Annotated in this window: 25 protein-coding genes; 14 read left to right on the top strand and 11 right to left on the bottom strand. The window is 66.7% G+C overall.

The window, feature by feature from the left end; translation table 11 throughout:
- Positions 1-198 precede the first annotated feature (198 nt).
- The 3 genes from OCJ37_RS10095 to OCJ37_RS10085 all read right to left on the bottom strand — a co-directional run bounded on the left by OCJ37_RS10095 (position 199) and on the right by OCJ37_RS10085 (position 2077).
- Entirely contained in the window at positions 199-501 is a 303-nt protein-coding gene (locus OCJ37_RS10095) for a hypothetical protein (RefSeq protein ID WP_263113496.1), read from the bottom strand.
- 81 nt (positions 502-582) lie between these two features.
- Positions 583-921, bottom strand: a complete 339-nt coding sequence (locus OCJ37_RS10090; RefSeq protein ID WP_263113495.1) for a serine hydrolase — start codon at positions 919-921, stop codon at positions 583-585.
- 508 nt (positions 922-1429) lie between these two features.
- Complete coding sequence (locus tag OCJ37_RS10085; RefSeq protein WP_263113494.1) at positions 1430-2077, bottom strand: helix-turn-helix transcriptional regulator; 648 nt, start codon at positions 2075-2077, stop codon at positions 1430-1432.
- A gap of 147 nt (positions 2078-2224) precedes the next feature.
- Here OCJ37_RS10085 and OCJ37_RS10080 point away from each other — a divergent pair, with 147 nt between their 5' ends.
- Positions 2225-4204, top strand: coding sequence for a M61 family metallopeptidase (locus tag OCJ37_RS10080; RefSeq protein ID WP_263113493.1), 1980 nt, complete (start codon positions 2225-2227; stop codon positions 4202-4204).
- A 35-nt stretch (positions 4205-4239) separates the two neighbouring features.
- Here OCJ37_RS10080 and OCJ37_RS10075 read toward each other — a convergent pair whose 3' ends face one another.
- From OCJ37_RS10075 to OCJ37_RS10065, 3 genes are all read right to left on the bottom strand, one after another.
- On the bottom strand, positions 4240-5274 hold the full coding sequence (locus OCJ37_RS10075) for an SDR family oxidoreductase (protein ID WP_263113492.1): 1035 nt from the start codon (positions 5272-5274) through the stop codon (positions 4240-4242).
- Entirely contained in the window at positions 5271-6281 is a 1011-nt protein-coding gene (locus tag OCJ37_RS10070; protein ID WP_263113491.1) for an AraC family transcriptional regulator, read from the bottom strand. The genes OCJ37_RS10075 and OCJ37_RS10070 overlap by 4 nt, the downstream gene beginning before the upstream one ends.
- A 270-nt stretch (positions 6282-6551) precedes the next feature.
- Positions 6552-7481, bottom strand: a complete 930-nt coding sequence (locus tag OCJ37_RS10065; RefSeq protein ID WP_263113490.1) for a LysR family transcriptional regulator — start codon at positions 7479-7481, stop codon at positions 6552-6554.
- 97 nt (positions 7482-7578) lie between these two features.
- Between OCJ37_RS10065 and OCJ37_RS10060 the strand changes: the two genes are divergently transcribed.
- From OCJ37_RS10060 to OCJ37_RS10050, 3 genes are all read left to right on the top strand, one after another.
- Positions 7579-8403 (top strand): SDR family oxidoreductase, encoded by an 825-nt coding sequence (locus OCJ37_RS10060; protein ID WP_263113489.1) that lies wholly within the window; start codon positions 7579-7581, stop codon positions 8401-8403.
- Between the two features lie 2 nt (positions 8404-8405).
- Positions 8406-8906, top strand: coding sequence for a lipocalin-like domain-containing protein (locus tag OCJ37_RS10055; protein WP_263113488.1), 501 nt, complete (start codon positions 8406-8408; stop codon positions 8904-8906).
- Positions 8907-9114: 208 nt separating this feature from the next.
- Positions 9115-9960 (top strand): ketopantoate reductase family protein, encoded by an 846-nt coding sequence (locus OCJ37_RS10050; protein WP_263113487.1) that lies wholly within the window; start codon positions 9115-9117, stop codon positions 9958-9960.
- A 27-nt stretch (positions 9961-9987) separates the two neighbouring features.
- On the opposite strand, the gene OCJ37_RS10045 is transcribed toward OCJ37_RS10050, so the two are convergent.
- A complete protein-coding gene (locus OCJ37_RS10045; RefSeq protein WP_263113486.1) occupies positions 9988-10869 on the bottom strand; it encodes a LysR family transcriptional regulator in 882 nt (293 codons plus the stop codon).
- Between the two features lie 428 nt (positions 10870-11297).
- Here OCJ37_RS10045 and OCJ37_RS10040 point away from each other — a divergent pair, with 428 nt between their 5' ends.
- From OCJ37_RS10040 to OCJ37_RS10030, 3 genes are all read left to right on the top strand, one after another.
- Entirely contained in the window at positions 11298-11603 is a 306-nt protein-coding gene (locus OCJ37_RS10040) for an SDR family NAD(P)-dependent oxidoreductase (protein ID WP_263113485.1), read from the top strand.
- The gene (locus tag OCJ37_RS10035) at positions 11593-12090 is read left to right on the top strand and encodes a DUF1097 domain-containing protein (RefSeq protein WP_263113484.1); all 498 of its coding nucleotides are present in this window, start codon (positions 11593-11595) and stop codon (positions 12088-12090) included. The genes OCJ37_RS10040 and OCJ37_RS10035 overlap by 11 nt, the downstream gene beginning before the upstream one ends.
- A gap of 285 nt (positions 12091-12375) precedes the next feature.
- Entirely contained in the window at positions 12376-12879 is a 504-nt protein-coding gene (locus OCJ37_RS10030) for a DoxX family protein (RefSeq protein ID WP_263113483.1), read from the top strand.
- Positions 12880-13090: 211 nt separating this feature from the next.
- On the opposite strand, the gene OCJ37_RS10025 is transcribed toward OCJ37_RS10030, so the two are convergent.
- Together OCJ37_RS10025 and OCJ37_RS10020 are read right to left on the bottom strand one after the other, a co-directional pair.
- Positions 13091-13834: a siderophore-interacting protein gene (locus OCJ37_RS10025; protein WP_263113482.1), complete on the bottom strand. Its 744-nt coding sequence runs from the start codon at positions 13832-13834 to the stop codon at positions 13091-13093.
- On the bottom strand, positions 13831-14535 hold the full coding sequence (locus OCJ37_RS10020) for an O-methyltransferase (RefSeq protein ID WP_263113481.1): 705 nt from the start codon (positions 14533-14535) through the stop codon (positions 13831-13833). The genes OCJ37_RS10025 and OCJ37_RS10020 overlap by 4 nt, the downstream gene beginning before the upstream one ends.
- Before the next feature lie 143 nt (positions 14536-14678).
- Between OCJ37_RS10020 and OCJ37_RS10015 the strand changes: the two genes are divergently transcribed.
- On the top strand, positions 14679-15509 hold the full coding sequence (locus OCJ37_RS10015; protein ID WP_263113480.1) for an AraC family transcriptional regulator: 831 nt from the start codon (positions 14679-14681) through the stop codon (positions 15507-15509).
- 55 nt (positions 15510-15564) lie between these two features.
- Here OCJ37_RS10015 and OCJ37_RS10010 read toward each other — a convergent pair whose 3' ends face one another.
- Both OCJ37_RS10010 and OCJ37_RS10005 read right to left on the bottom strand, forming a co-directional pair.
- Positions 15565-16905 carry a sensor histidine kinase gene (locus OCJ37_RS10010; protein ID WP_263113479.1) on the bottom strand — a complete coding sequence of 447 codons (1341 nt, stop codon included), beginning with the start codon at positions 16903-16905 and terminating at the stop codon, positions 15565-15567.
- Entirely contained in the window at positions 16902-17645 is a 744-nt protein-coding gene (locus OCJ37_RS10005; protein WP_263113478.1) for a response regulator, read from the bottom strand. The genes OCJ37_RS10010 and OCJ37_RS10005 overlap by 4 nt, the downstream gene beginning before the upstream one ends.
- A 253-nt stretch (positions 17646-17898) precedes the next feature.
- On the opposite strand from OCJ37_RS10005, the gene OCJ37_RS10000 reads away from it, so the two are divergent.
- The 6 genes from OCJ37_RS10000 (at position 17899) to OCJ37_RS09975 (ending at position 22737) form a co-directional block, all read left to right on the top strand.
- A complete protein-coding gene (locus OCJ37_RS10000) occupies positions 17899-18639 on the top strand; it encodes an SDR family oxidoreductase (protein WP_263113477.1) in 741 nt (246 codons plus the stop codon).
- Positions 18640-18705: 66 nt separating this feature from the next.
- Positions 18706-20043: an epoxide hydrolase family protein gene (locus tag OCJ37_RS09995; protein WP_263113476.1), complete on the top strand. Its 1338-nt coding sequence runs from the start codon at positions 18706-18708 to the stop codon at positions 20041-20043.
- A 146-nt stretch (positions 20044-20189) separates the two neighbouring features.
- On the top strand, positions 20190-21191 hold the full coding sequence (locus tag OCJ37_RS09990) for an alpha/beta fold hydrolase (protein WP_263113475.1): 1002 nt from the start codon (positions 20190-20192) through the stop codon (positions 21189-21191).
- Positions 21188-21694, top strand: coding sequence for a cytochrome P460 family protein (locus OCJ37_RS09985; RefSeq protein ID WP_263113474.1), 507 nt, complete (start codon positions 21188-21190; stop codon positions 21692-21694). Before OCJ37_RS09990 ends, OCJ37_RS09985 begins: the two co-directional genes overlap by 4 nt.
- A gap of 31 nt (positions 21695-21725) precedes the next feature.
- The gene (locus OCJ37_RS09980; protein WP_263113473.1) at positions 21726-22142 is read left to right on the top strand and encodes an organic hydroperoxide resistance protein; all 417 of its coding nucleotides are present in this window, start codon (positions 21726-21728) and stop codon (positions 22140-22142) included.
- A 37-nt stretch (positions 22143-22179) separates the two neighbouring features.
- A complete protein-coding gene (locus OCJ37_RS09975) occupies positions 22180-22737 on the top strand; it encodes a thioredoxin family protein (protein ID WP_263113472.1) in 558 nt (185 codons plus the stop codon).
- Positions 22738-22775 lie beyond the last annotated feature (38 nt).

The following is a 22775-nucleotide window of genomic DNA, read 5'->3' as shown; positions in this document are numbered from 1 at the left end:
GCCCCTGCCGAGGCGACGCCACTATCGCGACCGCCGTCTCGCATGCATGGCACGGAGTTGCGCAACAGGGATGGCAGCACGCGCGTCGTTGGCCACCCCGAGTGCAACGACGCTTTACCTAGTTACGCTACAACATTTAATCAGATCGAACCCATCATGCGGAGACGCGTTTTGCGCTAATTCGTAGACAATATAGGTTCAAGGGCACCCCGCCCTTGGCAAGGGCTTCGCCAGCCAATCCGGGTTTACGTCAGTAAGCTCATCGGCGCTGGCTTTTCTACGCTCCGAGCAAGAAGGCTGCACCCGGTCTGTGAAGGGCGTCACTTGGATAGACCAGAACCATAACCGGAAAGTGTTCCGCAGCATCAATCTCGGGTTGCCTTTCACGACTTCATCGGCGATGCCGCATTCAACCAATACCCTACCAATGCCGAGCCGCTTGTAATCGCTTTCGACTTGGAGAATGGAGCTGCGGCTAATGCCATAGGTCAGAAAACCCATGGCTCCCTCGTCCGCCTCTCATTTCCAACTGATGTCCGCTTCCGGCTAGAAACGGACATCTGGGTGATATTGGCTTGGCGACTATTTCGCCAGCATGGCGAGATAGGTGTTGTTCCCGCGCTTCAGAGAAAAGCTGCTCGGCTTTTCGCTGCCTACCTGCTGGAACTCAACCGTCATGTCCTGTGCGGTCATACCGAGCTGCCCGTTCGCTGGAGCGTTCAGAGACAGCTTGCCCTGCTCAACCAGGTACAGCGCGCCTAACGCACTTATCGACTTGCTGATTGAACCAACCTGAAACAGGCTCGCGGGCGCGGCAGCTCGTTGGCTGGTCGTATCGAGCACACCGTAGCTGCGAGCCCATTCGATATGCCCAGCGTTGATGAGGGCAATGCTGACCGCTGGAACGTCGTGGAAGGCCATGCGTGTGGCAATCGACGCCTTTTAGCCGGGCGCGCCCTTGACGACTGTACGGCTGGAAAGGCCCTGTTCCACCCGGGCAATCCGGGACTGGATTGCAGGTGACAGCTCCTGCGCAGGTGCCGATGGCACCACGAGCATCAGCACGATTGATACAACGGTGAGACGGACGCCGAGCAGGCCGAGAGACGGGTTTCCAAGCGCTGTGCGGTTGATCCTGAACGTCGCTGAGCCTTCTGCAGAAATGGAGACGCGAGGATCCGAAACCGTTCGCTCGACTCCCGCCTGGCGACCGAACGCCGAGTACACGGGACGTGAGGCCGCTATCAGCCAGAAGCGGCCTCCTGCCCTAGCCCCGATAACGTTCCCGAATCCCTGCCCTCGCAGAGCGAAGCTTGCCTGCTGCTCAGGAGGCGCCGCATCCATCCTCCAGGCAGATGCCAGCGCTGTCAGCCAGCACACGGCACCAGGTGCTGATGGCACGCGCTATTCGATTCGAGGCAAAGATGGATCAGTTGCCGGAAGCCGAGTCCGGCTTTCGGATCTCTTTCAGATACTTGTAGAGCAATGCGCGGGAAATGCCCATCCTGTTCGCCACGGCGGGCGCGGCGTTGCGGATATCCAAGATCCTGGCCTCGTGCAGCCGGAAAATCAGTTCACGACGTCCGGTGGCGTCCAGTGCCCGGGCGGACATTCCCACGTCCGTCTCGTGATTGCTGACGATCTGTTCCAGGACCTGTCGCCAGTTGTCGTGAAAGAAGTTCTCTGGCTCAGGCGACGGGGGCAGGAATGCCAGCGTCCCGAGACTATCGCGGACGCGTTCCAGCATGGTCACATCGAAGTTGATACACAGCATCGCATGTGGCTTCCCTTTCTCGTCGCGTATGACCGCTGTGACGCACCGTAGGTTGCGGCCATCGGTATTGGTCTTGCGATAGGGGCCGATCACAGGTTGCAGGAGTGCCTCATCCGGAAAGCGGTCACCGCTGGAGCTGTCGCCCACCTTGCGTTTGGAGATCGGATTGGCGATGTGGGCGATCTTCATCGTGTGGAGGTCGTGGACGACCACTTCGACGTGAGGTCTGAACAGCGCTGCTATCGCGTCGGCAACCGGGAAATGCGGCGCAAGAGAGACGGCAGGGCTAGGACGATTGGGCATGTCGGGAGGTGGCGGGAACCATGTTGGAAGCGTGCAGCGTAGCCCGATCAAGCAGATTTATCCAAATTATCCACCATTGACAAATTGTCTAGAATCGATCTAGCCTGGGTGTCACCGGACGACCGGTGCGGCAACAGAAGGCATTGTGTGGCGAGCAAACAAGGTCATGGCGTCCTCTTGAGCTGGCTGGTTCAGTTCCTTGGCGCGGTGGCCGCGTTGGGAGTGCCGGCCTCGGCCAACTGTCATGCGCAGCAGGCTCTGCAGCAGCCGACCGTTGCGGCACCGCAAGACCGGAGGTTCGACGGCACGATACGGCTCGAGGTCGACGCTCGCGATGTCGTTCGCCGGGTGTTCCACGTCCGGGAAACCATCCCCGTGCAGGCGCCGGGCACGATGACTTTGCTGTATCCGGAGTGGGAAGCGTCCAGCCACGCGCCCACCATCTCTGCGGCAAGTCTGGCGGGACTGGTGGTGTTCGCCGGCCAGCAGCGCCTGGAGTGGCGCAGAGATGAGCTCGAGATGCATGCCTTCCATGTCGATGTCCCTGAAGGCGCCAATGACATCACGGTCGAGTTCCAGTACGTGGTACGGGCGGGCGAAGCGTTGCTGCGTCCGGACCTGGTCACGGTGCAATGGCAAAGGCTGCTGCTCTACCCTGCCGGCTGGTACGCGAGAAACCTCCCCATCCAGGCGGGTGTCCGTCTCCCGCGCGGCCTGCACGCTGTTTCTTCCTTGCATGCCGAAGCGACCTCGGGTGAATCGGTGCGGTTCGGTGGCACTACGCTGGATGCGTTGCTGGACGCCCCGGTGATAGCCGCGAGATACATCCGCGCTCACGACTTGGGCCTGCCTGGACAGCCGGCCTTCCGGCTAAGCCTTCTGTCCGACAGCGAAGAAGCACCCCAGCTCTCGGATCGAGATGCGACCGGCATGCGGCGCATGGTGGAGGAAACCCATGCGGTATTCGGTCGGGCACCCTACGAACGGTTTGAGGCCATGGTGGTGCTGAGTGACGCATTCCCTGCTGGAGGCGTCGAGCATGCCGACTCTGCGGAGATCTATCTGCCTGCAGATTACTTCCGCGATCGCTCCAGCCAGCTCAACAACCTCGACCTGATCGTCCACGAGCACGTGCACGCATGGAATGGGCGCTTCCGCGCGCCGACTGGACAATGGACTCCCACGCCGAACACCCCGATACGCAACGGAATGCTATGGATCTACGAAGGTCAGACCGAGTTCTGGGGACGAGTGCTTGCGGCCAGAAGCGGCCTGCGCAACCACCAGGAGACCCTGGACAAACTTGCCTTGGATGCGGCCAACACCCAGGCGATGAACGGCCGAGCGTGGAAGACGCTGCGAGACACCACGAACGACCCGGTCTACCTGTCAAGCCGTTATGCGGCATGGCCGGAATGGCAGCGTCGCAAGGACTACTACACCGAGGGAGTCCTGCTCTGGCTGGAGATCGACATGATGCTTCGCGAGGGCTCCGATGGCCGGTATGGTCTGGACGACCTGGCCGCGGCGTTCTATTCCGCCGACATGGGGCCTGGTCCTCATACCTATACGTTCGATGATCTCTGCACTGCCTTGCACGGACTTCTACCCATTGACTGGTCAAGGCAACTTGACGAGCGACTGGATACGCACATGCCGCTGGTACTGAGAGGGCTGGAACGTGCGGGCTGGGAGCTTGTCTATGACCGCAAGCCCACACCCACCTTTCTGCAATACGAAGCGGAGATGGGGGGCTACGACGTGCGTCACTCCATTGGCATGGTGGTCGACACGCGGGGACGGGTGCAGTCGGTCATGTGGGACAGCCCGGCCTACCGTGCGGGTATCGCTCCGGGGGCGGTGCTGGAGGCGATCGATGGCGAAGCGTTCTCTCGCGAGGCGCTGCTGAGCGCGATCGAGAGAAGCGCTGGTACACCCATCGCTTTGCGGGTGAACACCGACGCCTGTCGATCCGACCTGGAGATCGACTATGACGGAGGCCCGCGCTATCCGCATCTGCGCAGGATCGGCGGTCGCCCTGATCGACTGACGCCACTCCTGAAGCCACGATCACTCGGAGCGCCTGTGTCGGCCGACAAGCCGGTGGAAGTCGAGAGGGGTGAGTAGCCCTTCGATCTCTGATCGAAGCGCGTCGTCGAAGATCACGCATCGATCAGTCCCTTCCGTATCATGCTTTCAGCCGCAGCAACGAGTGCTTCGGTCGAGTCGCGCGGGATCCAGTTGAGCAGGCCTGTCGCCTTCTCATGAGACACCTTCTTTGCGTAACCGAGATCGGGAAGGATGCCGCGAACGACCGGATTGAAGAAGGAAGCGATCCTCAGCGCCAGGCTCGGCGCCAACCGGGTGGGAACTTTCCCGGCCGCACCGCCGAACTCGGTTTTGAGGATGGTTGCGATCTCCGTCATGGAGAGGGCGCGGCCGCTCGACAGCAGAAACCGCTCGCCGGCAGCGCGCAGGTTGGTCATGGCCTGGACGTGTGCCTTGGCCACGTCCCGGACGTCCACAATGGGCACATGGAGATCAGGCAGGGCGCGCATCCGCCCAGCGAGCATGAGCTGAATCAAGTGATTCGAGCCGGTAATCTCCTTGCCGAGGACCGGCCCCATCACCGCGACCGGCAGCATTGTCGTCAACGCCATGGCTCCAGCGCCGCTGGACACGAAGTCCCAGGCCGCTCGTTCTGCAAGCGTCTTGCTCTTTCCATACGCATCCACACCCGGACCGTCGATGTTGGTCCAGTCGCTCTCGGTGAAAGCATGGTTGCGGCGGGGGTGGCCCCAACCTACGGCATGAAATGCCGAGGTCAGCACGACCCGTCTTACTCCCGCGTCCCGCGCGGCACGCAGCACGCGCAATGTACCCTCCCGTGCGGGAGCGATCAGCTCGCTCTCGCTTCGCACGTATCCGGGCTGCACCGGAGAAGCCACGTGCAACACGAATTCGACATCGGACGCTGCTTCCGTCCAGCCTGCATCATCGGCGAGGTTCGCTGCAGTGAAACTCAGCCTATCCGAGTGCGCCATGCCGGCGTCCTCGAGCGCCGACCGCACGGCCGCCTCCTTGTCGGGGGATCTCACCGTAGTACGTACGGAGTATCCCTGCCCAAGGAGCTCAAGAATGCAATGGCCGGCAATGAAACCGGAGCCCCCGGTAACAAGCACATGCGAATGTTTCACGGGCGGTTCCTTGTCTTTTGGCGCTTGCGCGCGCCTTCGTTCTGTTGACGCCAATGAAGCGGCGTCTGTTCTTCCCAGGAGCGAAACGCGCGCGTGAATGAATTCGGCTCGACGAAGCCCAGCGCCATGGCAATGGCGACGGTATCGAACTTGGTATTTGCGAGCAGGCGCCTGGCGATCGTCCGCCTCACGTCGGCAAGCTGCTGCTGGAAGCTGGTCTTGTGCCCATCCAGGCGACGCTGAAGCGTGCGCTTGCTGACATTGAGTCGGCCTGCGACTGCAGCAACGCTTGCCTGGCGGCCTTCGCTGAGCTGGCGAGCGATGGTCACCCGCAACTCCGCGATCGGTGCTGGATACCCCGCCCCGCTGGCCAACTCCCCATCGAGATCCCTCACGAGGCGAGCGAACGCGCCTCCATTCGCGGTGACGAACGCTGCATCGAGCGCGGATCTCTCGAAGACCATGGCGTCGGACATCGCCCCGAAAACCACGGGACAACCGAAGTGGTTCTGGAGCATTTCGCGATCTTTGCTTGGGCGCGAGAGTTCGAGCCTGATCGGTTTCACCTTCGAGCCCGTCCCGACTTTGGCCAGCTGGAACAACGAGGCCATCGTCATGTCGACGAGCAGTCGTGGCACTTCGCTCGTAGCTTGCAGCCAGCGGTAGCGAACGATCGCCTCGCTCCCCGTGACGTCCACCTCGACAAGCTCCGGGCACGTCAGGCGCTTGTAGCGAGACAGGGCGGCGAGCGCGCCACTGAAGTCCGGGGCATGCAGGGCGACCAACGACGCTATGCCATAGCCGGAACTCATCCCGTTCGCTCCAAAGCTCAGACCCATGGACCGGTCGTCGAACTCTCGGTCTGCGGCTTCCCAGATGCGGAAGAAGTCCTTCGTCGTCCATCTGTTTGACGGTTCGACGCCCGCGCGCGCCAAAAGCCGGGCAAACGGCAGACCGGGGTCTGTCAGGATGTCCTGATGGATTGAGAACGTGTCTGGCCCTTCCATGGCGCGACTATAGGCAGATGCGCGAAGTCGGCAAATCCGATCGCGCCAACATTGCGATTCCCGAAGAATGGCGCGGTGACGTCCAACAGCTCGCCGGCAACGCGATCCCATTGGGAACGATGCTGGCCTGGGGCCGGGGAGCACGCTTCGTTGCCGCCAATGGACACCGCCGATCGACGCGCCACCCAGAACCGGGAGCCGCCGGCGCCTGCATGTCGCGCTCGGCGCTCCGGATGGCCGGGCCGCCAGTCGCAATGGATCCCGCCTAGCTCAGCTGGACGCTTTCGGTGATCCGCGCAAGTCGCGGCTCCGCGTCGCCTCACGAACGACCGCAATGAATGCCTTCAGCGGCGCAGGCACGTGGCGATAGCTGGCGTAGTAGAGGCACAGGCCAGGTGACGCCGGGGTCCAGTCTTCCAGCAGCAGGACCAGCGCGCCGCTATCCAGGGCTGGCCGAGCGAAGGATTCCGGGACGAACGCTACGCCCAGGCCATCGGACGCCGCCTCGACCATCAGGTCGTTGTCGTCCAGGCTCAGCACGCCGGGCACATCCAGAGCGAGTTGCTGGGTGCCCTTCTCGAACTCCCATCGATAGCGCTTGCCGCTGGGGAGCCGCTGGCGAATGCAGCGATGGGACATCAGGTCGGCCGGCGTCGCGGGCGCTCCGAACGCCTCGACGTAACCCGGCGCAGCCACCGCAACGAAACGGATGTCACTGCCGAACGGTACGGACACCATATCCTTCGGTACCGATTCGGCTAGGCGCACGCCGGCATCGAAACCTTCGCCCACGATGTCCACCAGTTGCCCTTCGGCGACGAGATCCAGTACGACGCGCGGATTACGCTGGTGGAATATCGGGACGGCGTGCCTGAGTAACCAGCGTGCACCGCCCCTGTTGGCGTTGATGCGTAGTGTGCCGACCAGTTCGTTCTGGCCATGGCTGACTGCATCCAGCAGGTCGTCCAGTTCCCGCAACAAGGGGACCAGGCGCTGCAACAGCTGCTCGCCGTCCTCCGTCACCGCAACGCTGCGGGTGGTCCGATGCAGAAGGCGGACGCCGAGTCGGCGCTCGAGCCCCTTCAGGGAATGGCTGAGGGACGAACGCGATACGCCAAGCGCGTCGGCGGCCTTCTGGAAGCCGCGGTGTCGCGCCACAAGGGCGAATGCTTTCAGATCGGAGAGGCTCACATCCGTCATTGGTGAATTTTTATCACCAGCTTGTTCGTACTGGCGCGACTTATCATACGCCGTCCGGGTCCTTACCTTGTATGCAAACCCCTACAGGAAGCTCCCGATGAAGACATGGTTGATCACAGGCGCGTCGTCCGGCCTTGGGCTGGTCATGGCCACGAAGCTGCTGGCGCGGGGCGACCGGGTGGTGGCATGCGGGCGACGGGCGACGCCGTTCGAGGCGCTCCAGCGATCGGTGGGCGACAGGCTGCGCGTCGCGTGCTTCGACCTTGCCGACACGGCCGCGCTGCGGCAGGAAGTGGATGCCGCCTTCGCTGCGTTTGGCCGGATCGATACGGTGGTCAGCAACGCCGGTTACGGACTGTTTGGCGCCGCAGAGGAGCTCACCGATGCGCAGATCGAACGCCAGATCGCCACCAATCTGACCGCGTCGATCCAACTGGTGCGCGCCTCGCTTCCCCATCTGCGCGCGCAGGGTGGCGGCCGGATCGTGCAGGTCTCGTCCGAGGGCGGACAGGTGGCCTATCCCAACTTCAGTCTCTACCACGCGACCAAATGGGGCATCGAGGGTTTTCTCGATGCGGTCGCCCAGGAGGTGACGCCGTTCGGCATCGACGTCGTCATCGCCGAGCCGGGGCCGACCGCGACCGGGTTCGCCCGTGGCCTGGATCACGCGACTCCAATGAAGGTCTACGACGCGACGCCGGCCGGCGACGTGCGCCGCGCCGTATCCAGCGGCGCATTCGAGATCAAGGGCGACGCCGAGCGTACGGTCGATGCGATGATCCAGGTGGCGGATTCGGCGCAGCCGCGGCGCCGGATCGCGCTGGGCAGCACCGCGTTCGAGAACATCCATCGCGCATTGACCGCCCGTCTGGACGATCTGGTGGCGCAGAAGTCGCTGACGCTGACGGCGGACAAGGTATGAACATGAAGTGTGCGCTCGTGCTTTTGCTTGCGGCCCCCATCGCCGTCGGAGCCCGTGAGCCTATGCCCTCCCCTGCGGAACCCAACCAGGTCGTCGGCACGTGGCGCATGGTTGCTGCCACGTTGGAGAGCGATGGCAAGACCCAGCGGCCCTATGGTGAGAATCCCCAAGGCATGCTCGTCTTCACTGGCGACATGCACTTCATCGAGGTACTGACCGATGGCGACACCCCACGCTTCGCGTCGAACGCCCGGGGCGGTGGCACCGACGATGAGAACAGGCGCGCCATGGCGTCCAGCATCGGGTTCTTCGGTACGTACACGGTGGACGAGCACGGTCGTTTCGCCGGCAACCGCGTCGAGGGTGCCACGTTTCCCAACTGGGTGGGCGCCGTGCGAACCAGGCGGGACCTGCAGCTGACGGTCGAGGGTGATCGGATGGACGAAACGTTCACTCGCCCGGACGGAGGACGGGTGAGCGCGCAGTTCGTGCGGGTCCGTTAGCTCGCATTGGGCGCCGGGGAGGACCTACGAAAAGGCATGCCCCGGCGGAACCGCCAACCCTGCGCAATCCTGTCGGTACCTCGTCCATGTCGCCACGGCCTTCGCTCGCAGGCTCCGAGCTCGGACCGGTTGCGCTTTGCACAGGGGCAAAGCCGCTTTCCATGCGTGTGCATTGTGCGCCTTCGCGTCCCGATGCAGTCTGTGCGCCATGAAAATCGCAATCGTCGGGCCAGGCGCCATTGGCAGCACCTTCGCCTTCCAACTGTCCAAGGTGGGCCACGATGTCACCGTGGTCGCGCGCGGCGCGCGCCTCGACCAGATTTCGCAGGACCGCGCCATCGTCCTTGACACCGGCGAGCGTTGCGCAGTCGCGGTCGCCACTGAACTCGACGCTGCCATCGAGTTCGACCTTGTCCTCGTCACGGTGCTGGCGCCCCAGGTGGCGGCCGTCCTGCCGTCGCTCAAGCATTCCCGAGCGCGCAAGGTGATGTTCATGTTCAACACGTTCGAGGCGATCGATCCGCTGCGTGAGACCGTTGGTGCCGAGCGCTTCGCTTTCGGATTCCCCCGCGGCGTATTCACGCTGATCAGAGCCGGCCGCATCGCGCCGCAGATTCGCCGTGGCACGACGGTCAGCGACCCTGCCTGGGCTCCCCTGTTCACGGCTGCCGGCATTCCGACGCTGGTCGAGGACGACATGCAGAGTTGGCTTCGCTCGCACGCCGCGATGGTCCTGCCCCTCATGTCCATGGGGGTCCGGTCGTTCGCACGCGGCGCTGGCATTTCCTGGCGAGAAGCCGGAAAGCACGCCGATGCGTTCGACGCCGGCATGCGCATCGTCCGTGCACTGGGAAACGACCTGCGCCCGCGTTTCATCGCTCAGCTGGCGCGACTGCCGCGCGCGGTCGTGACCGGATTGTTCTGGGCGATGAGCCGTACCCGAATGATCCGCGATCTGGGAAAGCTCGGCGCCGCAGAACCCCGCATGCTCGCGGACATGATGCATGCGGCTGCGCCAGAGCTTGCCGGACCGATCACCGCGATTCGCCCGTAACCCAGCATTGATCGCCTGGCGTTCGGTTCACGCCAACGCGCACCGGATCTCGGCCTCGAGCTCGCGCAACACCACCCGGATGCGGGGCACGCCCTTCACCTCCCGGTGAAACGCGAGGAACACGTCCACCGGCGGCGGCAGCGCTTCGGTTTCGATGCGCACCAGGCCAAGCGCTGCGCCCTGCGCCTCGCCGAGGACACCAAGCCCCATCCCCGCGATCACGGCCTCCTCCAACGCCGTGGGCGATGTCGAGCGCAGAACGAAACGCCTCGCCCCATAGGCGCTCATCCACTGCTGCGTCGGCAGGCGATCGAGCGTGCGATCGAAAGCGATCCAGTCATGCTGCGCAGCCAGGCCACTGGGAAGTCGCGCGCCCGGCAATCGCCGTTCCACATAGCTGCGAGCCGCAAACACGGCGACCCTCGCCTGCCCCACGAATTTCTCGATCACCGCGGCCGAGGTGGTACGCGCGATTCTGACGGCGATGTCGGCTTCGCGCCGACCCAGATCCGCAAGGCGCGACTCTGATGAGATCTCGAACGCGAGCGCCGGATGCTTGTGCTGCACCCGTGCAAGCACGCGGGCGAGCGGACGACTGAAGCCCTCGCTCGCAGACACGCGAACCGTTCCTGAAACGCGTCTGATATCCGGAGCGCGACGCGATGCCTCCAGCTCGAGCTCCATATGCTCGGCAAGGGCGATCAAGCCGAGCGCGTCCGCGTCTATCGTGGCGCCCGTGCTTCCCCGCTGGATGAGCGGCCGGCCCAACGCGCGCTCGAGCGCCTGCAGTCGGCGCGCGACGGTGGAGGTCGCAATACCCAGGGCTTTGCCTGCGGCCAGGAAACTTTTGCCGCGATGAACGGCAAGCAGGACGCGCAGGTCGTCCCAAATGGGCGGATGGGAAGGCATGAGGCCATTCAATCACAGAGAGCCCACAGACTGCATGGGATCGCACTGTCGCTTCCTTCGCGCTGGCGTCCCAGCACAGGCTTCGGCCATTCTCCGGGCGCCGCCGCGGCCTGGCCGCGCGACGACGAACATCACCGCGAGCAACGCGAACATCGTCCGCTCCGCCTTCTCGGCTGACCCTGGCGGCGCCAGCCCGAACAACATGACCAATCGTGCGGATCGAACACTCCCGCGCGCCGGCGGCCCGGAAAACTGCCCAATTCGATGATCTGAGTGAGCAGCCGGAAGAAGGCAAGCGATCCACCCTTAATTGTTGCCAATTTTTGAATTCATTTGCCAATTCAAGCTGATTTATTTGGACAACAACAACAAGAACAATGCCCGTACCCCGCTTCCCTTCCCCCCCTGACGCCCCACGGGAGCATGAAATGACCAGCACCACCCGTCAGACTCATCAGCCAGTCCCCCGCGGCCCTGTCGCGCGAGTCGCCATCGTTGCCGGCGGCTCGCGCGGCATCGGCCATTCGATCGTGCCCTGCCTCGCGGCCGATGGTTTTGCCGTCGTCATCAGCCACGGCGACTACGCCTCAGCGGCGGAAGCGGTCGCGCAGGGCATCCGCGCCGGCGGCGGCAATGCCATCGCCGTGCAGGGAGATATCGGCCGCGCGTCTAGCGATCTGTTGGCACCGCGCGATCGCGCTGCGCCAGCCGAGGAGGTGTCCCGTGCCGCATGACGCCGGTGTTGCCACGGAGTTCAAGATCACGCTGGGCGAATCCGTCGTTGCAACGGTCGCGGCAACGATCAGTGCGCTGGTGCTGGAAGTTCCGGTCTGGGCGATGTTCGTCGGATGGATCTCCTACTTCACGCGGGGTGTCAATCTTCGCCAGGGGCTGATCAATCTGACCTGCGTGTTCATCGGACTCGGGCTGGGAATCGCTGCCGGCGCAGCGACGCACGCGCTCACGCCCCACCTCGGTTCGGCCACCCTGACGGTCGTGGTGTTCGCCGTGTCGGTCGTGGTGCTGTCGTTGCGGCATCTGCCGGTGTTCAACAACCTGCTCGGTTTCTTCCTCGGGCTGGTCGCCTTTTTTGCTTCGCACCAGCCGCCCTCATGGAGCGCATTCGCCGACCTGGGACTGGCCGCCGCCATAGGCACGACGGCCGCCTGCATCGCCACCGTGCTTCAGCGTCGCGCCCTGCGCATCGGCGCCCGAGCCTGACCCGCTAAAAGGAGATCCCATGTCCATCGTTGCTGTCGCATCCGCATCGAGGACTCGAGCAGCCGCAAGTGGACGGAGACGGCACATCGGCTCCTCGACCTGAAGCGCTTTGCCGGCGTGGTGTTGCTTCACCGCAAGCATCCGCTGTTCGCTCATGTCCAGCCTACGTAGCGCCTCTATCGGCAACCTGAAGGCACGCGTCGCATCCACTGCACCTACCTCAGCTACACCACCACCCTTACCCTCAACGCGACGGCCCTCAATCGTCGCCTCCTGGAGGACACGATGCAGCTTCCTACCTCGCGCCGCGCCATCAGCCCAGCCGACGCCGGCTCGCAACTGATCTTTCCTTTCCTGCACGGCCTGTCTGCGCGTGTCGAACCGTTGGCCTATGCCCTGTTGCGCGTCGTGTTTGGCGTCGTGCTGATCACCCATGGCCTGCCCAAGCTGCTGCGAACGTCGCACGGCTCGATGGCCGACCCGATGGCCGGTTCAATCAATTTGATCGACAACGCCCTGCACCTGCCGGCAGCGCCCGTGCTGGCGATGTTCGTCGCGTTGCTCGAAGGCGTAGGTGGCGCCCTGCTTGCCATCGGTTTCGGCACGCGCGCCATTGCAGCCATGGTCGCTGTGCAGATGCTCGCGATCTGCGTGGCCTTGGGTCCAACGTGGCCCTGGATCGATCGCGGCATCGAATTCCCGTTCCTGATGATGTTCCTCGGACTGTTCATGGCCTTCAAGGGTGGCGGCCGCTGGTCGCTGGACCGCGCCATTGGACGCGAACGTTGAGATCAGGGACGCACCGCAGGGGCCAAATTCTTGCTTCCCGATTGGCGCCGCCGTGACGGTGACGGTGGCGACAAGCGGATGGGTCCGGTCGAGAGGCGCGGCATCCGGCCTCTTCGTCGGCGGCTCCGCCCGTGCCAGTTGGCGTCGCCACCGTCGAAGAGGTCCGCTTCGGGTCGAAAGCCGTCGTGCGCCTTGCCCTGGTTCGCCAACCTCAGTCCAATCCCGTCTTGCCGGCTGCCCAGTACGCCTTGGTGACGATGCGCGATGCCGGAATGTCCAGGCCTTTCAGCGCCCGGCGCAGGCGTTGGATGGAAGCCGCCCTGCCCGTCAGGACGAAGGTCGCATCGGTCGTGGCGACCGCGGGCAGGCGGCGTTCCATGTCCTGGAGGTGCCGGTCGTCGGCGCAGCGGCCGAACAGTCCGACGTCACTCAGGTCGAGCCGATCCAGCACTGCGCGCGCCGCGGCCTCGCCGGTCACTTCCAGCAAGCACGCCACGGCGTTGCGGCCGCCGGGCCGGCGGCTGAGGGCGTAGGTCAGCCCGATGGAGGTCTCGTCGCCGAGAACGACGCAGGGACCGGCGATGCGGTCGAGATCGAGCGATGCGCGCGGGCCGAAGACATCGCATGCGTTTCCGGGCTTGGCGCCGTCGATCCAGGCGCTGCCGGGTCCGCTGCCGTGCGCGTACGCGACGATACGGGTTCTCCCGGCCTCTGCGTCCCAGTCGATCGGCGTGTAGGTCCTTGCGACCAGCGCAGAGCCCATTGCGATCTGGATCTTCTGACCTGGCAGCCACTGGAGCTCGCGGAACGCCGGGCTTTCCAGGGTGATCAGCCGGAAGTTGTCGGCGAGGCGTTCGGCTTGCGCCACGCTGGCCTGCTTCATGAACATCTTGAGGAAGGCGCGGCCTATGCGGCCGGGCCCGGGCATCGCGGCGTCGGCGTTCTGCGCGCTCATCGGGTAAAGACCGTCAGTTCGTTGCCCCTGCCTTCGTCGATCGCGATCGGTTGCGACAGATAGCCGTTCGCCGGGTCGCGGACATAGGCCAGGTATTCGTTGTCGTGGTCGAAGGCGTTTTCCGCAAGGATCGGCGTGCCCGGCGTCAGGTGCGGTTCGAGCAGCTTGAGCACCGGCAGATAGAGGCTGAACGCGCCGTCCAGCAGCACCAGGTCGATTTCGCCGCCGACATCGGCCAGCGTTTCGCGCGCGTCGCCGACCCGGATGTCGACCAGGTCGGCGAGCCCGGCAGCCTGCAGGTTGGCGTTGGCGCGGGCCGCCTTGCCGGGTTCGAGTTCGGTGCCGATCAGATGCCCGCCGCCCATGTCGCGCAATGCGGCAGCGAGGTGGAGGGTGGACACGCCCATCGATGTGCCGAACTCGACGATGCGCGTGGCCCGGCGCGCGCGTGCGACCTGGTAGAGGAATCGGCCATACGCCGGCGTGACGTTGAGGAAGTTCTCGGCGTACGCGTGGTACACGCCGCGCAGGTCGCGCCTTTCCGCGTTCATCAGTTCGGTGATGGCGCCGCTGAAGACCTGCTCTGCATGATCGCCGTGATCGGCGTCGAACTGGTCCATGAGCCCCTTGTCGGCGCGCTCCGCTTCCTGGAGCAGGTGGTGCAAGGTCTGCGCGACGCGTCCGCTGCTGAGTGAATCCACGGTGTTTCCTCCGATCGATGGCAAGGGCTGACGGGGTATCCATCGGCCGTCCCGCATCGTAGGAAGCCGCGGCGCTGGCGGCATTGGGTAACTGTGTCAAGATATTCGGAATTCCTGCCAACCTCTTCGGAGCCGGCGACGACGTGCCTGTCCTGACCGATCTCAGCGACCCCGCCGAGTGGACCGATCCTGACCTGGTCCCGCGCCCGGTGGTGACCATCGGCACCACCGGCATCGACGTGGCCAGCCTCGGCGAGGGGCAGGACCGGTTGGAAAAGGACTTCCATCGCCACCGCAAGGGACAGCTCATGCTGTTGCTGCGTGGGGTGCTCACCTGCGAAGTGGAAGGCAGCCTCTGGATCGTGCCTCCGCAGGGCGCGCTGTGGGTGCCGTGCGATGTCCTGCACAAGATCACCGCCGCCGGCATGATCGAAGTCTATGTCGCCTTCATCGATCCGGTTGCCGCCTCGGCGCTTCCGGCGACCTGCTGCGCCATCTCCACCACGGCGCTGTTGCGCGAGCTGGTCATCCGTTCCGCGCGCCTTCCGCTGCTCTATCCGGAGGGCGGCGCCGAATCGCATCTGGTCGTCCTGCTGCTGGACGAACTGGCGGCAGCGCCGCTTGCCACGCTGCGCCTGCCGATGCCGACCGACGTGCGGCTGCGCAGGATCGTGGAGGCGATCGTCGCCGAGCCGGCCGAGCGCGGCACGATGCAGACCTGGGCGCGGCGCGTGGGCATGAGCGAGCGCACCCTGGCGCGGCTGCTCACGCATCAGACCGGCATGAGCTTCGGGCGCTGGCGCCAGCAGCTGCACCTGATGCTCGCCGTCAAATGGTTGAGCACGGGGAATTCGGTGCAGCAGGTCGCCGACGACCTGGGCTACGAAAGCGCCGGCAGTTTCGTCACGATGTTCCGCAAGGCGCTGGGCACCTCGCCTGGCCGCTACATGGCCGAGCGACGCAATCCTTCTTGATCGGCACGCGGCAGCTTGCCCTCGTTACCCAGATGAATATCTCGTACGAGCCGCTTTACGCTGTCCTCCCTGCCCCATCCTTCCCTGCCGCGCCCAATTCCACTGCCGCACGCAACCCGCCGCCCACGCGGTTGCTCAGCCGCAAGCGCCCGCCCAGCGTCCGGCTCAGCTGCTCGGCGATCGCGAGGCCCAGGCCGGTGCCGCCGCTCGCGCGCCCGCGCGAGGGTTCCAGCCGGTGGAAGGGCTGCAGCACCGCCGCCATCGACGCTTCGGGAATGCCGGGGCCGCGGTCCAGTACCTCGATGGTCGCCCTTCCCTGCGCATCCACCGCCAGGCCGACCTGGGCGCTGCCGGCATAGGCCAGTGCGTTGTCGATCAGGTTCTGCACGATGCGGCGCAGTACCTGCGGGTGGGTCCGCAGCGTGGCGCGGTCGCCCGGCAGGCGTTCGACCGGTCTGCCGGTGTCTTCGTAGTCGCCCACCACGCTGTCGAGGAATGCCGGCAGGTCGAGCTGCACCGGCGCACCCATCGCGACGTTGGCGCTGCGCGCGTAATCGATCCCTTCGCGCACCAGTTGCCCGAGCTTGGTGACGTCGTCGAGCAGCCGTGCGTGCGCGGGGGTTTCGTCGAGCGACTCGATGCGCAGGCGCAGGCGCGTGATCGGCGTCTGCAGGTCGTGGGAGATCGCCGCCAGGATCTGCATGCGTTCGCCGACGTGCGCGGCGACGCGCGCTTGCAGTGCGTTGAGGGCGCGCGCCGCCGTTGCGACTTCGCGCGGTCCCTGTTCGGCGATCGCGGCGCCCTGCCCGGCCACGTCCAGCCGGTCGGCGGCCTCGGCCAGGCGGACCAACGGCCGCGTGGCCAGGCGCACCGCCAGCCACACGCAGGCCAGCAGCACCACGACCTGCGCGGCGAGGACCCACGGCAACCACCGCGCGATCGGCAGCAGCGAGGGCGTCACTTCGATGGTCAGCGGCCGGCCATCGGACAAGGTCAGTTCGACTTCGTAGCGCTCGGGCGCGGCGGACACCGCGCGCGGCCGCAATGCGTAGCGGTGCGCCAGCGCGTCGTCGACCAGCGCCACGACCTGCCGGGCGCGGTCGCTGGCCAGCGCGGTGCCGGGCCGCGCGGGGCGCAGCAGGTAGCGGTAGGTCCGCCGCTCCAGCCGCGGCAGCCACTGGATCCGCTCGTCGGGCGTGAGGCGTTCCAGCAGCGCGACGCTGAGCGGGACGTCGTCCTCCATGTTGCTCAACATCATCGAGCGCGTGGCCAGGGCACGCTCGTGGAACAGCAGCGCGAACGACAGGCCGTGCGCCAGCAGCATGCCCGCGGCGAGGATCAGCAGCAGGCGCGCGCCCAGCGTGCGCGGCCATCGCCAGCGCGCCGTCGGCTTCATGCGTCCTCGCCGAGCAGCACGACCGGTTGGCTGAACACGTAGCCTTCGCTGCGCACGGTCTTGATGAAGGTCTGCTCGCGCGCGTCGTCGCCCAGGCGCTGGCGCAGGCGGCTGACCAGCAGGTCGATGGAGCGGTCGAACAGTTCCGCGTCGCGGCCGCGGGTCAGGTTCAGCAGCTGGTCGCGGCTGAGCACCCGCTGCGGGTGGTCGATGAACACGCGCAGCAGCCGGAACTCGCCGCCGCTGAGCGGATACGCGGTGCCGGCTTCGTCCAGCAGGTGTCGCGCGGTGGTGTCCAGCCGCCATTGCCCGAAGCGGATCAGGCGCGCGGCCTCGCTGACCTGCAGGTTGGGCGGGAGCATGCGCGCACGGCGCAGCACCGCGGTGATGCGCGCCAGCAGTTCCCGCGACGAAAACGGTTTGACCACGTAGTCGTCGGCGCCCATTTCCAGGCCGACGATGCGGTCGGTCTCGTCGTCGCGCGCGGTCAGCATCACCACCGGCACGGCGCGGTGCTTGCCGGCGCGCAGGTTCCGGCACAGCGACAGGCCGTCCTCGCCCGGCATCATCACGTCCAGCACGATCAGGTCGACATCGCTGGTCTCCAGCGCGGCGCGCATGTCGCGTCCGTCCGCGGCCTGGGTCACGCGCAGGCCATTGCGGCGCAGGTAGTCGCCGAGCAGCTGGCGGATGTCGCCGTCGTCGTCGACGACCAGGATATGGTCGGTGTGTGTGCTCATCCGCGGTTCCGTGTGGTTCGCCCTGGCGGCCCGCACGGGCCCCTGCGGGCCATGGTATCGCCGCTTGGTCGGCTCGACGGCGCCTTGCCCAGGCGCCGGGCGCGGACTTTTGTATGCCTGTGTATCAACGGCCGCGATTGCGCGAAAAACCGACAAATCCCCGGGGCCGGCGACACCTGCCGGATACCGCGCGGGCATCCAATGGCCTCCGACGCCAGCGGCTCCTCCGCCGGCAAGCCCACAGGACACCCGCATGAGCGCCATCGCACAGCCCACCTCCACCGCCGCGCTGGTCTTCGGCGGCTCGCGCGGCATCGGCGCGGCCATCGCCCGGCGCCTGGCGCGCGAAGGACATGCGGTCGCACTGACCTATGTCTCCCGGCCGGACAAGGCCGCCGAGGTGGTGGCCGCGATCCAGGCCGACGGCGGCCAGGCGATCGCCATCCAGGCCGACAGCGCCGACGCGGAGGCGATCGCGGCGGCGGTGGCGCAGGCCGTGGCGCGGTTCGGCCCGCTGCAGGTCGGCGTGGTCAACGCCGGGATCTACGACGGCAGCCCGCTGGCCGCGTTCCGCACCGACGTCCTGGACCGGATGCTCGCGGTGAACGTGCGCGGGGTGTTCCTGGCCGTGCAGGCGGCTGCGGCCGCCATGCGCGACGGCGGGCGCCTGATCGCCATCGGCAGCAACACCGCGGTGCGCAGCGGCGCGGTCGGCGGCAGCGTCTACGCGATGACCAAGGCCGCCGTGGCCGCGCTGGTGCGCGAGCTCGCGCTGGACCTGGCGCCGCGGCGCATCACCATCAACAACATCCAGCCCGGTCCGATCGCGACCGACATCACCGCCGGCCTGCTCGACCAGCTGGTAGAGCGCAACCCGCTGGGCCGCGTCGGCCAGCCCGAGGAAGTCGCCGGGCTGGCGGCATGGCTGGCCGGCCGCGAGGCCGGCTACATGACCGGCGCCAGCCTGACCATCGATGGCGGCTGGGCGATCTGAGCCTTGCGTCCCGCGCCGTCCCCTCCCTGCGCCCCTCCTTCCCCCTTGCGCCAAGAGGTATCCGCCATGTCCATCGACCACCCCAGCGATGTCGCCAGCCCGTCCCGCCGACGCCTGCTCGGTGCGGCCACCGCGGCGGCCGGCGGCAGTGCATTGCTCGGCCTGCTGCCGGCACGGGCTGCACGTGTCGCGGTGCCCGCGCCACCGCAGAACGACGCCCGGATCCGCCCCTTCCAGGTGCATGTGCCGGACAGCGCACTGGCCGATCTGCGCCGTCGCCTGCAGGCCACGCGCTGGCCGGACCGCGAACTGGTGGCCGACGACAGCCAGGGCCTGCAACTGGCGAAACTGCAGGCCTTGGTCGGCTGGTGGGCGAGCGGCTACGACTGGCGCCGGCTGGAGGCCAGGCTCAATGCCCTGCCGCAGTTCATGACCAGCATCGACGGCGTGGACATCCACTTCATCCACGTCCGCTCGGCGCATGCGCACGCGTTGCCGGTGATCCTGACGCACGGCTGGCCGGGCTCGGTGCTGGAGTTCGTCGACACGATCGGGCCGTTGACCGATCCGACCGCGTTCGGCGGCCGCGCCGAGGATGCGTTCGACGTGGTGATCCCGTCCATTCCCGGCTATGGCTTCTCCGGCGTGCCGACGGAACTGGGCTGGAACCCGGAGCGGGTCGGCCGCGCCTGGGACGTGCTGATGCGGCGGCTCGGCTACCGCCACTACGTATCGCAGGGCGGCGACCATGGCTCGGTCATTTCCGATGCGATGGGGCGGCAGGCGCCCGCCGGCCTGCTCGGCATCCACCTGACCATGCCCGCCACCGTGCCCAGCGACCTGGTCGCCGGCATCAACGGCGGCGCCCCCGCGCCGGCCGGGCTGGCGGACGACGAGCGCGTCGCCTACGACACGCTCAGCCGCTTCTTCGGCCGCAATGCCGCCTACGGCGCGATGATGGTCACCCGCCCGCAGACGATCGGCTATGCGCTGAACGATTCGCCGGTCGGCCTGGCGGCATGGATGTACGACAAGATCGTGCAATGGACCGACAGCGACGGCGACCCCGAGCGCGTGCTCGGCCGCGACGCCATCCTCGATGACATCAGCCTGTACTGGTTGACCGGCACCGCCGCCGCGTCCGGGCGGTTCTACTGGGAAAACAACAACAACAACTTCAGCGCCGCGGCGCAGAAGACCACCGAGATCGGCGTGCCGGTCGCGGTCTCGGTGTTCCCGGGCGAGATCTACCGCGCGCCCAGGACCTGGACCGAGCGCGCCTATCCGACGCTGTACTACTTCAACGAAGTGGACAAGGGCGGCCACTTCGCCGCCTGGGAACAACCGCAGCGGTTCAGCGCCGAACTGCGCGCCGCGTTGCGCCCGCTCCGCGCCAGGCGCTGAGCCATCGACCACCGCCATTGGAGGAATCCACCATGCGTTCCACATCGCCGTTCCCAGCCTTTACCGCCGCTCGCGCGCGTCCGAGCCGCATCCAAACGCCCCGCCTGCTGCCATGGGCACTGGCCGCCCAGTTGCTGGCGGCCGGCATGGCCGCCGCCGCTCCGGCGCAGCCCGCCGCCGCGCCGACGGCAACGCCGGCCGTCCAGGCCGCACCGTCGCCCCGCGGGTTGGTGGCGGACAGGCACGTGGTCGCCGGCGACCTGGACATCGGCTATGCCGAACTGGGACCGCCGCGGGGCGAGGTGGTCGTGCTGCTGCACGGCTGGCCCTACGACATCAACGCCTATGCCGAGGTGGCGCCGCTGCTGGCGGCCAAGGGCTATCGCGTGATCGTGCCGCATCTGCGCGGCTACGGCAGCACCCGGTTCCTGTCGGCGGAGACGCCGCGCAACGGCGAACCCGCCGCGCTGGCGGCCGACGTGGTCGCGCTGATGGACGCGCTGCACATCGCGCGCGCCAACCTCGCCGGTTTCGATTGGGGCGCGCGCACTGCCGACATCGTCGCCGCGCTGTGGCCGCAGCGGGTCAGGTCGCTGGTCTCGGTCAGCGGCTATCTGATCAGCAGCCAGGAGGCCGGCAAGGCGCCGTTGCCGCCGCAGGCGGAACTGCAGTGGTGGTACCAGTACTACTTCGCCACCGAGCGCGGCCGCGCCGGCTACGCGCGCTACACCCACGATTTCGCGCGTCAGATCTGGCAACTGGCGTCGCCGCAGTGGACGTTCGACCAGGCCACCTTCGCGCGCAGCGCGGCCGCGCTGGACAACCCGGACCACGTCGCCATCGTCGTGCACAACTACCGCTGGCGGCTCGGCCTGGCCGAGGGCGAGCCGAAGTACGCCGCGCTGGAGCAGCGCCTGGCGCAGGCGCCGACCATCGGCGTGCCGACCATCACCTTGGAGGGCGACGCCAACGGCGCGCCGCATCCCGATCCGGCGGCCTATGCCGGCAAGTTCACCGGCCGCTACGAACACCGCCTGCTGTCCGGTGGCATCGGCCACAACCCGCCGCAAGAGGCGCCGGCGGCGTTCGCGCAGGCGGTGATCGATGCATCCGCCCTCCAACCGCAGCCACCGGAGCCGACACGATGAAACCTGTTCACTATGCCGCCGCGCTCGCTGTCGTCGCGGCAGCGCTCGGCCTGGGCTGGGCATCGCATCGCGGGCGGACGCCACGCCCGGTGTCGCCGATCTACGGCGTGGCGCTGCCGGAGGACTACCGCGACTGGCCGCTGGTCGCCCCTGCGGAGGAAGCGGCGCCGCTGGACGAGCTGCGGGCGGTGGTCGGCAACCCGGTGGCGATGCGTGCCTATCGCGACGGCGTGCTGCCGTTCCCCGACGGAGCGGTACTGGTCAAGCGCGCCTGGAAGCGCCAGGCCTCGCCGGATTTCGCGACGGCGACCATTCCCGGCCACGCCACCACCGTGCAGGTGATGGTCAAGGACGCCAGACGCTACGCCGCCACCGGCGGCTGGGGCTACGGCCGTTTCGTCGACGGCCAGCCGGTGGACGAGGCGCAGCACCGCACCTGCGCGGCCTGCCACATGTCGCGGGTCAGGCAACGCGACGACGTGTTCACCCGTTACGCGCCGTGATTCCACGGCGCCCCACCGAGAGGCAATCGCCATGAAAGCAATCGACAAGGTGCTGTACACCGGCAAGACCCACACCCTCGGCGGCCGCGACGGCCGCGCCCGCAGCGACGACGGCCAGCTCGACATCGCGTTGTCGCCCCCTGGCAGCGGCAAGCCGGGCAGCAACCCCGAACAACTGTTCGCCGCGGGGTGGTCGGCCTGCTTCCACGGCGCGATGGGCAGGGCCGCGCGCACGCTGCAGCTGGTCCTGCCGGCGCAGACCGCGATCGATGCGGAAGTCGACCTGGGCATGGCCGGCGAGGAATTCCAGCTGCAGGCGCGCCTGCACGTCAGCGTGCCCGGCCTGGACGCGTCCCAGGCGCGGGCGCTGGTGGAAGCGGCGCATCGCATCTGCCCGTATTCGAAGGCCACGCGCGGCAACATCGACGTGCGCATTTCCGTTGCGTAAGACCATCCCCTCCCCTTCGTCGGCAAGGAATCCTCCGATGCGCATGCTCCGTCCCATCGTCACCCTGCTGGCCGCCTGCGTCGCGGCCAGCGCCTGCACGCCGGGCGCGGCGGCCGATCCGGTGCGGCCCAGCCCGAGCGCGCCGGCGCCGCTGGCGCCCGAGTTCAAGGGCATCGGCCATTGGCTCAACGGCCCGCCGCAGACGCTGCAGCAGCTGCGCGGCAAGGTCGTGCTGGTCGAGTTCTGGACCTACTCGTGCATCAACTGCAGCAACGTCATGCCGCATGTGAAGCAGTGGCACGCCCGCTATGCCGACCAGGGCCTGGTGGTGATCGGCGTGCACACGCCCGAGTTCGACGAGGAAAAAGCGTTGCCCAACCTGGAGGCCGCGGTGAAGCGCTTCGGCATCACCTGGCCGGTCGCGCAGGACAACGACTTCCAGACCTGGCACGCGTACGGCAACCAGTTCTGGCCGGCGTTCTATCTGATCGACCAGCAGGGCCGCATCGTCTACCGGCACGTCGGCGAAGGCGACTACGCCGCCACCGAGGCGCAGATCCGCAGGCTGCTGACGGTGCCGGTCGCGCGCAGATAGCGCCGAGCGGGCAGCACGCTGCCCGCGCAGCGTCAACG

Origin of the sequence: Xanthomonas sp. AM6 (assembly GCF_025665335.1) — a bacterium.
GTDB lineage: Bacteria > Pseudomonadota > Gammaproteobacteria > Xanthomonadales > Xanthomonadaceae > Xanthomonas_A.
The sequence above is the reverse complement of the archived record's forward strand: the minus strand, read 5'-3'. Positions and strand labels throughout refer to the sequence as shown.